This window comes from Burkholderia sp. 572 (assembly GCF_040545135.1).
In the GTDB taxonomy this organism is placed as follows: domain Bacteria; phylum Pseudomonadota; class Gammaproteobacteria; order Burkholderiales; family Burkholderiaceae; genus Burkholderia; species Burkholderia cepacia.
Genome location: NZ_JBEPLH010000007.1, coordinates 54,305 through 68,055 on the forward strand (window position 1 = coordinate 54,305; position 13,751 = coordinate 68,055).

The following is a 13,751-nucleotide window of genomic DNA, read 5'->3' on the forward strand; positions in this document are numbered from 1 at the left end:
GACTACGCGGCGGCCCGCAACGCGCGCTGCCCGGCCGCGAGCGCGGCACCCGCGAACAGCGTCAGCGCCGAATACACGAGCCCGCGCGCGAGCCCCGCGCTGTCCGACACCCAGCCGATCGCGACCGGCCCGGCGATCTGCCCGAATGCAAAGACCGTCGTGAACGCGCTGATCCCTTTCGCCCAGCCGTCGGGCGGCAGGTTGTGGCGCACGAAGGCCGTCGTCGACGCGACGGCCGACAGGAACGTCGCGCCGAACAGCACGCCCGACGCGAACGCGGCAACCGGATGCACGAACATCGCCGGCATCAGCGTCGCGATGCCGAGCAGCGCATTGAGCACGGCCAGCGCCTGGCCGCCGCGCATCCGGTCGAGCAGCCCCGACCACAGCCGTGCCGAGACGACGGTCGCGACGCCGAGCATCACGTAGAACGCGGCGACCACCGTGCCGCTCATTCCCGCGCCGCGCAGCAGCGCGACGATGAACGTCATGTAGCCGATGTAGCCGACGCCGAACAGGCCGTAGCCGGCGAGCGCGAGGGCGAATCGCACGGGGCTCGCGGTCGCGGCCGGCACCGCACCGTCGCGCGGCGCGGCGGGTGCCGCGTGCACGCGCTCGATGCGGCGCGCGGCCGACACGGCCACCGCCGAGAACAGCACGCATGCGAACGCGAGCGCGAACCACGCGGGCTGCCAGCCGTGTACACCCTGCGCGAGCGTCGCCGGCACGAGCAGCGACGATGCGACGATGCCCCATCCGGTGCCGCCGTAGTAGAGGCCGAGCAGCAGGCCCGCGTCGCGCGGCGACGCCGACGCGAGCCGCGCGGCCAGCACGCCGCCGCTGATGAAGATCAGCGCGCTGCCGACGCCGGTCGCGAGCCGCTGCGCGAGCAGCGCGTGCATGCCGGACGTGAACCCGCACGCGGCCATCAGCAATGCGGTCAGCGCGCACCCGGCCGCAAGCAGCATGCCCGCGCGCCAGCGCCGCGACAGCAACGGAAACACGAGCGCACCGATCAGGTAGCCGGCCGCGTTCGCCGTGTTCAGCGCGCCGGCCTGCGCGAAGGTCCAGCCGAGATCGGCCTTCATCGGCGGCAGCAGCAGCGCATACGAAAAGCGCGCGAAGCCGAGCGCGATCGCGCTGCCGAGCGACAGGCCGATCGCGAGCCGCCACGCGGCCATGCGATCGGGGTCACGTTCGGGGGTGTGGCGGGTCGCGCCGGTGTCCGGCTGCGACGGGCCGGCAGGCTCCGGTTGCGGCGCTGCGCGCATCGCGTGTCTCCTTTGTCGTTCGAAGCCGAGGGGGAGCGGCGCGACGGAACCGGCGTTTCGCACGCACCGGTCCCGACTGTCCGTCGAGGCTTCCGATTCTGTCGACCGATCATACTTGAGCCGTCACGGCCAGGCACGCGCCGGCAGGTAGCACGCGCGAAACGACGGCAGCCGCTTGCCGGCGCTACCGCTGCAATCCGGCCACGAAGGCCGTCAGCAATACACGCCCCTCCGGCCATTGCGCCAATCCCGCTTCCGCATTCAGGTGGCCGCGCGGGCCGAGCCGCAGCGGCGTCGCGCCACGTTCGCTCGCCCATGCGATGCCGCGCCCGGACGGGTCGTACCCGTCGTCCGAACTGGCGATCGCCAGCACCGGCAAACCGCCGAAATCGCCGCCCGGCACGTTCGCGAACGCACGCGCCGCGGCCGGAAAACGCGGGCCGCCCGGATCGGGCACCGCAACGAGCCATGCGCCGCGCACGACGCGCGCCGACGCCGCGCGCCAGTGCGCGAACAACAAGCACCCCAGCGAATGGCAGATCAACACCGGCGGCGCTGCGGCTTGCGCGACGGCTTCATCCAGCGCCGCCATCCAGTCACGCAGGTCGGGGGCATCCCATGACGCAGGCGCCATGCGGATGGCGCCCGGAATCGCGGCCTCCCAGTGGCTCTGCCAATGATCCGGTCCCGAGTTGCCGATCCCCGGCACGATCACGATCGTTTGGTCCATCTCCATCTCCGTCTCCATGAACAGGCGAGCGCTCAGTCTCGTCCGCCGGAAACCGGCCGGGAATGGCAAGTCATCGGTTATTGAGACAATATGCCGATGAATTAACGGAGCGGGAGAACGGACATGTCGAATGGAGAGCTCGATCGCCTGGATCTTTCGATCCTCGAGGCACTACAGGAAAACGCGCGGATGCCGCTGTCCGAAGTGGGCCGGCGCATCGGGCTGTCGCAGCCTGCGACGTCGGAGCGCGTCAAGCGGCTGGAAGAACGCGGCATCATCGCCGGCTACGGCGCGCGCATCGACCCGGCGGCGCTGGGGTTGGGGATGATGGCCATCATTCGGCTGAAGACGACGCACGAACACATCAAGCCCGCGCTGCGCGCATTCGCCGAGATGCCGCACGTCATCGAGGTCCACCGGATGACCGGCGAGGATTGCTTCTTGCTGAAGGTACTCGTGCCGACACCGGGGCAACTGGAAACCATCATCGACGCGATTGCCCGTTTCGGCGCGGTCACGACGTCGCTGGTGCTCCGCTCCGAGCCGGTCAAACCGCTCGGCAAGGCGCTGCTCGGCTGACACGGCATCGGGCCGCCGCCACGCCCGCGCCGAGCGGCGATGCATTCGCATGCATCGCTGCCGCGAACGACGTCGGTCGCCATGATCGAGGCCATCGAATTCCTGATAAAAATTCGCCGAATGCAATGCATCGATTCCGATTCATTTCATTGAAAAAATGACCTGGAATCCGTCAGGCCATTTACCCGCGTTTTACCGCACGCGCCTCGTCAATCCCCGTTGTTTAGCACGCCGAGGCTAAAATCCTTGCAACGCATTGCATTCGTAAATTCGTCAGACTAATATCAACGCCACTCATCCGTCATTCACGAAATGCCTGATGAGGAGTGGCAACTTTTTAGCCGCGCTTTCATGTTGAAACACTCATGTTCACCACAGGAGAATTGACATGCAGGACACCCAGCAGATCGAATTGCTTGACTGGATGCAGGAAGACACGCACCCCGAGGCCATCGACATGATGGTCGAGGACGCCGTGGTGCCGTTCGGCACCGCGCTCTGGCCGGTCTGAGCGGGCCACCCGTTCTCGCGGAAGGGCCGCGGCCCTTCCGCCGCTTCCGGAGACACGCATGCTGAACCTGCACCGCGCACTCGGCTTCCACCCCGCGCTGCGCGACAAACTGGCGCGCGGCGAATCGGGAAAACTGCTGGTCGGCCACGACACCCGCAACCGCGACATCGCGTTGCGCGCATTTGCCGCCCTGCCCGATTCACTCGACGCCACGACACTCTGCCTCGAAAGCACCCCGCCCGCCGATATCACCGCCGCACTCGATGAAGCCGACCTGTTCGTGCTGCTGTACGACTCGTCGTGCCTGCCGACACCGTCGCCGAGCGGGCCGCCGTTCCTCGCCGCGATCCGCCCGGCGATCGTCGAGCACTGGAGCAAGTCGGTGCTGTTCAAGGATTACGGCCCGCATCTCGACGAGGCGTTCGCCGAATCGCTCGACGACATCGCGGCACGCAACGGCCGGCTGATCGACGCGGCCGCGCGCGCATCGCAGATCCGCTTCATCGACGAAGCCGGGAACACGCTGACGGGCTCGCTCGCGCCGGACCAGAAATGGACGAGCGTGGACGGAATGGGCAACCTCGACGTCGTGCCCGGCGAGATCGCGACGCACGTGACCGATCTCAACGGCACGATCGTCTTCAGCGGCACGTTTCTCGGCACCGTGCCGTTCGCGATCAAGTACAAGGTGGCCGAGCGGCTCGCGACGCTGCAGGTCGAGAACAGCACGATCGTCGGTTTCGATACCGACGACACGGGCTTCCGGCGCGATTTCTCGGCCTATCTCGACCGGCATCCGAATCACCGGCGGATCGAGGAATTCGGCATCGGCACGAACCTCGGCATTCGCGGGCTGTACGGCCGCAATGCGGGGTTCGAGGAGCGTCATCCGGGCCTGCACCTCGGGCTCGGCGGCGGCGAAAACGGCAGCCACCATCTCGACCTGATCTTCGCGCGCGGCACGCTCGCGCTCGACGACCGGATCGTGTTCGACGGCGCGTTCGCCGTCTGATTCGCCAGTTGCGCGCTCAGGCTCCGGCGGCAGGTGTGTCGCCGAGCCACTTGAACATCACGAGGCAATCGACGAACCCGAGCCGCGCGTGACGATACGCACGCGGCAGCCGCCCGACGATTTCAAATCCCAGCTTCTGCCACAGCGCGACCGCCACCTCGTTCGTCGAGACGACCGAGTTGAACTGCATCGCGAGGAAACCGCGCTCGCGCGCAACCTGCTGCGAGTGCTCGCACATCAGGCGCGCGACGCCACGGCCGCGCGCGGCCTCGCTCACCATGTAGCCGCAATTGCACACGTGATTGCCGGGGCCGGCCGCGTTCGCCTTCAGGTAGTACGAGCCCAGTACCACGCCGTCCTCCTCGGCGATCCACGTGCAGAGCGGCGCATCGAGCCATAACGCGCGCGCTGCTTCGGGTGTCGCATCGGGATCGAATGCATAGGTTTCCCGAGCAGCGACGATGGCGCGATAGGTCGGCCAGAAGCGCGGGAAATCGTCGTCGGTCATCGGGCGAATCGTGATCATGCGGGTTCTCTCTTGATTGGAATGCCGGCAGGACAGCCGGCGATCGTGGCGTGAGTCAGGAACGGCCGCCGTCCCGTTGCGCCGCGCTGCGATATGCGCCCGGCGGCACGCCGTACCAGCGCTTGAACGCCTGCGAGAAACTCGACAGGTCGCTGAAGCCGAGCCGCTCGGCCACTTCCGCAAGCGACAGGCGTGCGTCGCCGAGCAGCGTCTCGGCCATCGCGCCGCGCGCCTGCGCGAGCAGCGCCCGGAACGTCGTGCCCTCCTCCTGCAGCCGGCGCTTGAGCGTACGCGGGCTCGTGTTCAGCAGCCGCGCCATGTCCTCGAGCGAGAACGGCGCGGGACCGGGCGTCGCGCCCAGGTACTGGCGCACCATCTCCGACGTGCCCACCCGCGCGCGCCGCGCTTCGAGCAGCTGGCCGCACATCTGCTCGCACATCGACACCGTCAGCGGATTCGCGTGCGGCAGCGGCCGGTCGAGCAACGCGCGGTCGAACGCGAGGCTGTTCGCGCGCGCCGAAAAAACCGGCTCGACGCCGGCGATGCGCGGCACCGGCACGGACGGCGCGCGCGTCGCCTGCACCGTGAAGCGCGACAGCTCGAATGCGTCGCCGCCGATTTCCCGCAGCAATACGGCCGCCGCCGTCATGTCGCGCTCGACGAGGAACCGGCTCAGCGCACCATCGAGTTCCGGCGCGCCGAAACTGAGCACGCACGTGCTGCCCTCTTCACGATACGTGATCACGGTGAACGCATAGGTGAGCGGCAGGAAGCGCATCGCCAGCGCGAGTGCGTCGCGCGCGGTCGCGCTCGCGATCAGCCCGTAGCCCCACACGCCGTACGCGGAGAAGTGGTAGCGCAGGCCGACCTCGAACCCGAGGCCCGGCGCCCGCCCGAGCGCGCGCAGCAGGTTGCCGGTCAGCCGCAGTTCCTGCGCGGCCGTCACCTCGACCTTCGGATCGTCGAGCTGAGCGTTGGCGAGCCCCGTGCCGGCCAGCAGCGTCGCGTGCGGCACGCCGCGTTCGTCGCCGAAATCGACCAGCAGCCGGGCGCTGGCCGGACTCCGGGTGAAATCCCAGAAGCTCATGCGGAGAAACCCTCGAAGCGCCGATTTGGCCCAAATACTAAAACAATTGTCCCGAAGCAGCATTGGTGTTTTCCCATGCGGCCAGCACCATCGGCGTCATCCAGTCGTCGCCCGAACGACGCCAACGCCCCCCCGGAGGAGACACCATGCGACGCAGTCGCCCGACCGATCCCGCAACCCGCTTCGCACGCCGGCGCGCCGTGCCTGCACGAACCCCTGCCCCTGCGCGGCCGAGTGCCGGCCGCCCGTGCGCGCTGCCGCGCCCCGCCTGATCCATCGACCATCGGAGGATGAACCCATGAGCAGGACTTTCGACTACATCGTCGTCGGCGGCGGGTCGGGCGGCTGCGTCGTCGCCGGGCGGCTGACCGAGGACCCGGCCGTGACCGTCTGCGTGCTCGAGGCCGGCGGCCGCGGCGACGGCACGCTCGTCAACGTGCCGACCGGCGCGGTCGCGATGATGCCGACCCGCGTGAACAACTGGGCCTTCGACACGGTGCCGCAGCGCGGCCTCGGCGGGCGCATCGGCTACCAGCCGCGCGGCAAGGCGCTGGGCGGTTCGTCGGCCATCAACGCGATGGTCTATATCCGCGGCCATCGCATCGACTACGACGGCTGGGCCGCGCTCGGCAACGAAGGCTGGGCCTACGACGACGTGCTGCCGTACTTCCGCCTGAGCGAGCACAACGAGCGCTTCGACGATGCGTGGCACGGCCGCGACGGCCCGCTGTGGGTGAGCGACCTGCGCACCGGCAACCCGTTCCATGCGCGCTACCTGGAAGCGGCGCGACAGGCCGGCCTGCCGCTCACCGACGATTTCAACGGCGCGCAGCAGGAAGGCATCGGCATCTACCAGGTCACGCAGAAGCACGGCGAACGGTGGAGCGCGGCGCGCGCGTACCTCTTGCCGCACATCGGCCGCCGCGACAACCTGACGGTCGAGACCCACGCGCAGGTGCTGCGCATCCTGTTCGACGGCACGCGCGCGACCGGCGTCGAAGTCCGGCAGCACGGCGAGGTCCGCACGCTGCGCGCCCGGCGTGAAGTCGTGCTCGCGGCCGGTGCGCTGCAAACGCCGCAACTGCTGATGCTGTCGGGCGTCGGCCCGGGCAGCGAGCTCCGGCAACGGGGCATCGCGGTGCACGCCGACCTGCCCGGCGTCGGCCGCAACCTGCAGGATCATCCGGATTTCATCTTCGGCTATCGCACGCGCAGCGTCGACACGATGGGCGTATCCGCGCGCGGCGGCATGCGCATGCTGCGCGAGCTCGCGCGCTTTCGCCGCGAACGGCGCGGCATGCTGACGTCGAATTTCGCGGAAGGCGGCGGTTTCCTGAAGACCCGCGCGGACCTCGACGCACCGGACATCCAGCTGCACTTCGTCGTCGCGCTCGTCGACGATCACGCGCGCAAGCTGCACGCCGGCCACGGGCTGTCGTGCCACGTGTGCCTGCTGCGGCCGCGCAGCCGCGGCTCGGTCACGCTCGACAGCGCCGATCCGCTCGCGGCGCCGCGCATCGACCCCGCGTTCTTCGACGATCCGCGCGACCTCGACGACATGGTCGCGGGCTTCCGGCTCACGCGACGGCTGATGGAAGCGCCGGCGCTCGCCGGCTGGACCACGCGCGACCTGTTCACCGCGAACGCCGACACCGACGATGAAATCCGCGACGTGCTGCGGCGGCGTACCGACACCGTGTACCACCCGGTCGGCACGTGCCGGATGGGGCACGACGCGCTCGCCGTCGTCGATCCGCAGCTGCGCGTGCGCGGCCTGCAGGGGCTGCGCATCGTCGATGCGTCGGTCATGCCGACGCTCGTCGGCGGCAACACCAACGCACCGACGATCATGATCGCCGAGAAGGCCGTCGACCTGATCCGCGGCGTGTGCCGCACGCCCGCGCGGCCGCAGCGCGAAACCGTCAGGACAGCGACGGATACAGTTTCCGCTTCGCGCGCCGCGCACGAAGCCGTCCAGCCTGAGGAGACCCGCCATGTCGTCGCGTGACGCTGCCCACCTGACCGAATCCGCCGCACCGCTCGCGGCGATCATCATCGGCGCCGGCTTCGCCGGCATCGGCATGGCCATTGCGCTGCAACGTGCCGGCATCCACGATTTCGCGATCGTCGAACGCTCGCACGACGTCGGCGGCGTGTGGCGCGACAACAGCTACCCGGGCGCCGCGTGCGACGTGCCCTCGCACCTGTACTCGTTTTCGTTCGAGCCCAACCCGGCCTGGTCGCGTGTGTTCGCACCGCAGCCCGAAATCCATGCGTACCTCCAGCATTGCGCGCGCAAGTACGGCCTCGCGCGCTACCTGCGCTTCGGCGCCGACGTCGCGCATGCGCGTTACGACGAAGCCGCCGCGCTGTGGCGCGTCACGCTCGCCGACGGCACGACGCTCAGCGCCGCCGTGCTCGTCAGCGGCACCGGGCAGCTGAGCCGCCCCGCGATGCCCGACCTGCCCGGCATCGACACCTTCCGCGGCCGCGCATTCCACTCCGCGCACTGGGATCACGACTATGCGCTCGCCGGCAAGCGCGTGGCGGTGGTCGGCACCGGTGCGTCGGCGATCCAGTTCGTCCCCGCGATCGCCGGCGACGTGCAGCGCCTGACCGTATTCCAGCGTTCGCCGGCCTACGTGATGCCGCGCCCCGACCGCGCGTACCGCCCGTGGGAGAAGGCGCTATTCCGCACGCTTCCGTGGGCGATGAAGCTGCATCGCGCATCGATCTACCTGCGCTACGAATCGCGCGCGATCGCGTTCACGCGCCTGCACCGGTTGATGAAGGTCGCGGTGGGCCGGCCGTTCCGCAAGCTGCTCGCGCGCGACGTGCCGGACGCCGCGTTGCGCGCACGGCTCACGCCCGACTACCCGATCGGCTGCAAGCGCATCCTGCTGTCGAGCGACTACCTGGCCGCGATGAGCCGCGACAACGTCGAACTCGTCACGCAGCGGATCCGGCGCGTGACGGAGCACGGCATCGAGACCGTCGACGGCGTGCATCATCCGGTCGATGCCATCGTCTACGGCACGGGGTTCGCGGCGACCGAGTTCCTGTCGCCAATGCGCATCACGGGCCGCGACGGGCTCGACCTGAACGACGCATGGCGGCGCGGCGCGCAGGCGTATCTCGGGCTTACCGTGCCCGGTTTTCCGAACTTCTTCATGCTGTACGGCCCGAACACCAATCTCGGCCACAACTCGATCGTCTACATGCTCGAAAGCCAGATCGCGCACGTGATGCGCTGCCTGCACGCGATGCGGCGCAACGGCGCGCGCGAGATCGACGTCGACGCGCGCCGCTACCGGCGCTTCAACGCGCATGTGCAGCAGCGGCTCGAAGGATCGGTGTGGAACAGTTGCAAGAGCTGGTATGTCGATGCATCGGGACACAACAGCACGAACTGGCCGGGCTTCACGCTGACCTACCGGTGGATCACCCGCTTCACCGGAATGTCCGCCTACCGCTTCACGCATCCGGCGCCCGAATCGGTTGCCCCGACGCGCGACGTCGTAGTCGCGCCGCCCGCCGGCCCGCTGGAGGCGCTCACGGCCGCCTCGCTGCGCGGTTTCCTGCGCGTGGCGTTCCGGCCGCTGATCGGGCCGCCGTTCGGCGCACGCATGCAACGCCGCGTCGTCGCGCTGCTGTCGCCGCTGATGCCCGGCACGGGCGGCACGCTGCGCTACCGTACGCACGCGCACCGCGTGCCGGTCGAAGTGGTTGCGCCGAAACGCGGCGACACGGGCGGCGCGATCCTCTACCTCCACGGCGGCGCATTCTGCCTCGGCGGGCCGCATACGCATCGCGGCGTGACGACGCGGCTCGCGAACGACGCCGGCCTGCCGGTGTGGGTGCCCGATTACCGGCTGGCCCCCGAGCATCCGGGCCCGGCCGCGCTCGACGATGCGCTGGCCGTCTATGACGCGATGCGCGCGCAGGGTCACGCTCCGCACCGGATCGCGATCGCGGGCGATTCGGCCGGCGGTGCGCTGGCGCTGGCACTGGCCATCGCGCTGCGCGAGCGCGGCGAGCCCGCCGCCGCCGCGTTGCTGCTGATCTCGCCCGTGACCGATCCCGCGCTCGGCGGCGCGACGCTGGCCTCGCGCCGCCACGACGATCCGATGATCCGCCGCGGCTGGCTCGAGCAAGGGCTGCGCTGGTATCACGGCGCCGGATCGGCGGCGGCCCGCGGCCCGCTCGATACCGACCTGCGCGGCCTGCCGCCGATGCTCGTCCAGGCCGGCGACCAGGAAGTGCTGCTGTCGGACGCGCAGCGGCTGGCCAGTCACGCGCAGGCCTGCGGCGTGCCGTGCCGGCTGGAGATTCATGCGGCGCGCTGGCATGTGTTTCATCTGCAGTCGTTTTACCTGCGCTCGGCGCGGGACGCGTTGCGCACGCTGGCGGAGTTTGCATCGGCACGCGTTGCCGCGACGGCATGACGATGCAACGGTAACGCACGAGGACTTTCCGGCGGGCGCGCCGCGCGACGCGCCCGCCGTCGGACTGTTCGCGCACTTGCTTCACGTCCCGCTCATGGCGCGTGCCCTCGGCACGCGCCATCGACACCGGCCATTCGGCCGAATCGCCACGTCAGGTGACGGATGAAAGAATGATCTTCGTCCGGGAAGCCGGTTTCGCTGCCTGCACTGCAACTGCCACGCATGCGGCGTCGTGTGTCGTCCCGACTCGCCAATGCGCGCACGCCCCTGCGCGCACCACCCGGCAACTCGCACGACCGCCTCCTTTCTCACCCACCCTTTTTGTAGCTTATAAGTTACAATGCTCTCCAAGTTCGAACTTCTTCGCTACCAGCGCGACGATGGTCGCGAGCCCTTCACCGAATGGTTGAACGCCGTGCGCGACAAGCTTGCACAGGCCCGGATTCGCGAACGCCTGCGCCGCGTGCAGACGGGCAACTTCGGCGATTGCGAGCCTGTCGGCGAAGGCGTGATCGAACTGCGCGTCCACGTCGGCGCCGGCTATCGCGTGTATTTCGGGCGGTACGGCGGCGCACTGGTGCTGCTGCTGTCGGGCGGCGACAAAAGCAGCCAACCCGACGACATCAGGCGCGCCAAGGAACACTGGTCGAACTGGAAACGGAGGCAAACATGACCAAGCTCAAAGGTGCGGTATCGCACCACGACGCGGAAGTCGCCGAACTCGGCGCCGACCGCGAACTCGCAGTGGCCTATCTGCGCGTCGCGATGGAGTCGCTCGACGATCCCGACAACCGCGCGGCCGGCCTGCTCGCGCTGCGCACCGTCGCGGAAGCGTACGGCGGGCTCGGTGCGGTCGCGGCCGAAGCCGGCATCAGCCGCGAATCGCTGTATCGCACGCTGTCCCCCAACGGCAACCCGACGCTGAAAACGCTGCTCGCGGTGCTCAAGACCGTCGGCTTGCGCCTGTCCGTCGTCCCCGCGCAGCCGGCGCACGCGTAAGCGGCGCACGGCCCGCTCAGGGCCTGACCATCCATACCAGCAGCATCTCGGCCGGCGCGGCCGTCGTCCCCGCCGGCGGATGCCCGATCGTCGGCTCGACCGCCAGCGCCTTCGCAATCGACGCCGCATCGTCGATCGTCGTCGAGCGCACGATCGTCATCAGCCGCGCCGGCCGATGCAGCGTCTCGCGATACAGCGCGCCGTACCACAGCGGCCGCATGCCGAGCGCGTCCTGCAACACGTACGGATAACGCCACAGCCGCAGCACGAGGCGGCTTTCCGGCTGGCCCGGATCGACGCGCACGAACACGCGGCGCGTGCTTTCGCCGTGCGTGTAACGCGGCAGCACCGGCAGCGCCTCGGCCGGCGCCTGCGGCAGCAGCCAGCGCAGCGCGGTGGCGGGCGACCACGGCGTCGCGCGCTGCCAGCCGGCCTGCGCGAGATGCCGGTCGAGCGTGTCCGACGTCGCGCTCCATTGCAGCGGCAGATACTCCTCGCGGTCGCCGCCGATCTCGGTGCGCCGCACCGGCACGCGCTGCCATCCGCCGCGCAGCCACTGGTCGACGGTCATCGCGACCACGTCGCCGACATGCGGGCGCGCCGCGCGGTCGAGCTGCCATTGCGCGGGAACCGTCCATACGCCGGCCGTCGCGAGCACCACGGTCACCGCGACGAGCGCGCCCCTCGGCTGCACATGCTCGCGCACGCGCCAGTACGCATAGGCGCCGGCCAGCAACGCGAACCAGGCCAGCCCGAGGCTCCAGCCGCCCAGCAGGCCCGACAGCCACGTGTCTCCGACATACAGCCGCGCGAAGCCGCCGAGCACGATCCACAGCACCACCGCGGTCACGACCGGGATCCGCCACGGCGCGGGCCGGTCACGCGTCAGCACCCAGCCGAGGCCACTGCTTGCGAGAATCGCGAACGCGGCTTCGGCATCGGGCAGCGGTACGTGCAGCGCGCCGGGCGGCAGGCTCGCGGGCGTCGCGCCGGGTACGCCCGCACCGAACGCCGGCACGAGCAAGACGGCGACGCCGACGGTCGCGAGCCACCACGCGGCGGTCAGCCAGCAGCGATGGATCATCAGCCAGACGAGAAACGCGGCCGCGACGATCAGCCCCGTATCGTGCCCGTGCAACACGGCAAGCGCGCGCATCACGGCGTCCACCGGCGGCGTGCGCAGGTTCTGCAGGAACGCGTACAGCGCGATGTCCGCGTGCGTCAGCGGATCGTTCGCGACGACATCCTGCACGAGTCCCGCGAACAGCCACACGCAGCCGACGAACAGCAGCGCGAGCGCGGGCACCGCGCCCGGCAGGCCGCGCACGTATGCGATCGCGTCGTGCAGCCGCGCGCCGAACCGCGGCCAGCGGTGCGCGCATGCGTGCCCCCCTTCGGCGAGCGCACGACGCAACAGCGGCCAACCGCGCCGCAGCGCGACGCGCACGCCGATCCACACGAGCGCGACCAGCGCCGCGACGACCAGCAGGATCACGGCGACCCGCACGCTGATCGCCGCGGCCAGCGCGGCCGACGCGCCGAACACGATGCCTGGCGCGACGTGCACGGGCGCCCAGACGAGTGCCGAGACGACGTTGACCGGATAGAACGACCGGCGCGGCAGCGTCGCGCAACCGACGACGACCGGCACGACCGCGCGCACCGGCGCAAGAAAACGTGCGAGCACGATGCTCTTCACGCCATGGCGCAGCACGAACTCCTCGCCGCGCCCGTAGGCGCCCGCATAACCGAAGCGCGCCCATGCGTTGCGGATCATTCCGCGGTAGTGCCGCCCCAGCTCGTAGCTGATGCCGTCGCCGATCACGGCGCCGACCGCCGCGACACCGATCGTCGTCCAGCCGTCGAGCGCGCCCGCGCCGATCAGCGCACCGGCCGCGAACATCACGGCGCCGGCCGGCACGACCGTGCCGATCAGCGCGATCGCCTCGGCGCACGCGGTCACGAACACGACCGCGAGCACGAGCAGCGGATGCGCGCCGATCGCGCCGATCCACGCGTGGATCGTGTCGCTCATTGCACGCTCCATGGCGAAGCGACCCGGCGTGAGAACACCGGGCCGGCGATGGCATGGGGAGCGTTCATCGGGCGGTGCGCGCGGTCGCGCCGGCGTGGCGGATCAATCGAACTCGTGCTGCCGCGCGTCGGCCTCGAGCGGCGCGTCGTGGTAGCCGACCGTCGCGATCTCCTGCAGATAGCGCGCGAGAAACGCGCCGATCGATCCGGCGGCCTCGTACTGATGCACGTGGCGAAATTCATGGGTCAGCAGGCGGCGCGTGTCCTGTCCGCGCAGCACGTACACCGCATGACCGAGCGTGAGCCCGATCGTCCCCGGCGACAACAGCCCCGTGTCGCGGGCGATCGCGGCGAGCGTCGGCGTCTCCGGAAACGGCATGCGCTCGACGATCACCACGCGGATCCGCTCCGGCTGGGCGACACCCACCTTGCGCGCGTCGTCGGCCTGCGCCGGCGTCAGCGGCGCACCCTGCGCGATCCCGCGCGCCGCCTCCGCTTCGGCCCACGCGACGGCGGCGGGCAGTGCGGACGGCAGGATATCGGCAAGATCGATCATC

13 protein-coding genes are annotated in these 13,751 nt (G+C 69.9%); 7 read left to right on the plus strand and 6 right to left on the minus strand.

Going from position 1 to position 13,751, the window contains the following annotated elements:
* Positions 1 to 2 precede the first annotated feature (2 nt).
* Together ABIC51_RS14910 and ABIC51_RS14915 are read right to left on the minus strand one after the other, a co-directional pair.
* Positions 3 to 1,271: a YbfB/YjiJ family MFS transporter gene (locus ABIC51_RS14910; RefSeq protein ID WP_175862826.1), complete on the minus strand. Its 1,269-nt coding sequence runs from the start codon at positions 1,269 to 1,271 to the stop codon at positions 3 to 5.
* Positions 1,272 to 1,455: 184 nt separating this feature from the next.
* Positions 1,456 to 2,001, minus strand: a complete 546-nt coding sequence (locus ABIC51_RS14915) for an RBBP9/YdeN family alpha/beta hydrolase (RefSeq protein ID WP_146252495.1) — start codon at positions 1,999 to 2,001, stop codon at positions 1,456 to 1,458.
* Between the two features lie 123 nt (positions 2,002 to 2,124).
* Here ABIC51_RS14915 and ABIC51_RS14920 point away from each other — a divergent pair, with 123 nt between their 5' ends.
* The 3 genes from ABIC51_RS14920 to ABIC51_RS14930 all read left to right on the plus strand — a co-directional run bounded on the left by ABIC51_RS14920 (position 2,125) and on the right by ABIC51_RS14930 (position 4,103).
* Positions 2,125 to 2,580 (plus strand): Lrp/AsnC family transcriptional regulator, encoded by a 456-nt coding sequence (locus ABIC51_RS14920; protein ID WP_027790822.1) that lies wholly within the window; start codon positions 2,125 to 2,127, stop codon positions 2,578 to 2,580.
* A gap of 388 nt (positions 2,581 to 2,968) precedes the next feature.
* Positions 2,969 to 3,091, plus strand: a complete 123-nt coding sequence (locus ABIC51_RS14925; RefSeq protein WP_021158412.1) for a hypothetical protein — start codon at positions 2,969 to 2,971, stop codon at positions 3,089 to 3,091.
* Positions 3,092 to 3,149: 58 nt separating this feature from the next.
* Positions 3,150 to 4,103 carry a CgnE/CgnB domain-containing protein gene (locus ABIC51_RS14930; RefSeq protein ID WP_027790821.1) on the plus strand — a complete coding sequence of 318 codons (954 nt, stop codon included), beginning with the start codon at positions 3,150 to 3,152 and terminating at the stop codon, positions 4,101 to 4,103.
* A gap of 16 nt (positions 4,104 to 4,119) precedes the next feature.
* Here the strand turns inward: ABIC51_RS14930 and ABIC51_RS14935 are convergent, their stop codons facing one another.
* A complete protein-coding gene (locus ABIC51_RS14935; RefSeq protein ID WP_059693755.1) occupies positions 4,120 to 4,629 on the minus strand; it encodes a GNAT family N-acetyltransferase in 510 nt (169 codons plus the stop codon).
* 55 nt (positions 4,630 to 4,684) lie between these two features.
* Positions 4,685 to 5,716, minus strand: coding sequence for an AraC family transcriptional regulator (locus ABIC51_RS14940; protein ID WP_027790819.1), 1,032 nt, complete (start codon positions 5,714 to 5,716; stop codon positions 4,685 to 4,687).
* A gap of 298 nt (positions 5,717 to 6,014) precedes the next feature.
* On the opposite strand from ABIC51_RS14940, the gene ABIC51_RS14945 reads away from it, so the two are divergent.
* From ABIC51_RS14945 to ABIC51_RS14960, 4 genes are all read left to right on the plus strand, one after another.
* Positions 6,015 to 7,724 (plus strand): GMC family oxidoreductase, encoded by a 1,710-nt coding sequence (locus ABIC51_RS14945; protein WP_146252492.1) that lies wholly within the window; start codon positions 6,015 to 6,017, stop codon positions 7,722 to 7,724.
* Complete coding sequence (locus tag ABIC51_RS14950) at positions 7,711 to 10,161, plus strand: flavin-containing monooxygenase (protein ID WP_175899371.1); 2,451 nt, start codon at positions 7,711 to 7,713, stop codon at positions 10,159 to 10,161. The genes ABIC51_RS14945 and ABIC51_RS14950 overlap by 14 nt, the downstream gene beginning before the upstream one ends.
* Before the next feature lie 340 nt (positions 10,162 to 10,501).
* Entirely contained in the window at positions 10,502 to 10,834 is a 333-nt protein-coding gene (locus ABIC51_RS14955; protein WP_048020341.1) for a type II toxin-antitoxin system RelE/ParE family toxin, read from the plus strand.
* Positions 10,831 to 11,160 carry a helix-turn-helix domain-containing transcriptional regulator gene (locus ABIC51_RS14960; protein WP_011356110.1) on the plus strand — a complete coding sequence of 110 codons (330 nt, stop codon included), beginning with the start codon at positions 10,831 to 10,833 and terminating at the stop codon, positions 11,158 to 11,160. The genes ABIC51_RS14955 and ABIC51_RS14960 overlap by 4 nt, the downstream gene beginning before the upstream one ends.
* Positions 11,161 to 11,176: 16 nt before the next feature.
* Here the strand turns inward: ABIC51_RS14960 and ABIC51_RS14965 are convergent, their stop codons facing one another.
* Together ABIC51_RS14965 and ABIC51_RS14970 are read right to left on the minus strand one after the other, a co-directional pair.
* Positions 11,177 to 13,195, minus strand: a complete 2,019-nt coding sequence (locus ABIC51_RS14965) for a VTT domain-containing protein (protein WP_175899369.1) — start codon at positions 13,193 to 13,195, stop codon at positions 11,177 to 11,179.
* Between the two features lie 102 nt (positions 13,196 to 13,297).
* The gene (locus ABIC51_RS14970) at positions 13,298 to 13,750 is read right to left on the minus strand and encodes a hypothetical protein (protein WP_060196642.1); all 453 of its coding nucleotides are present in this window, start codon (positions 13,748 to 13,750) and stop codon (positions 13,298 to 13,300) included.
* Position 13,751 lies beyond the last annotated feature (1 nt).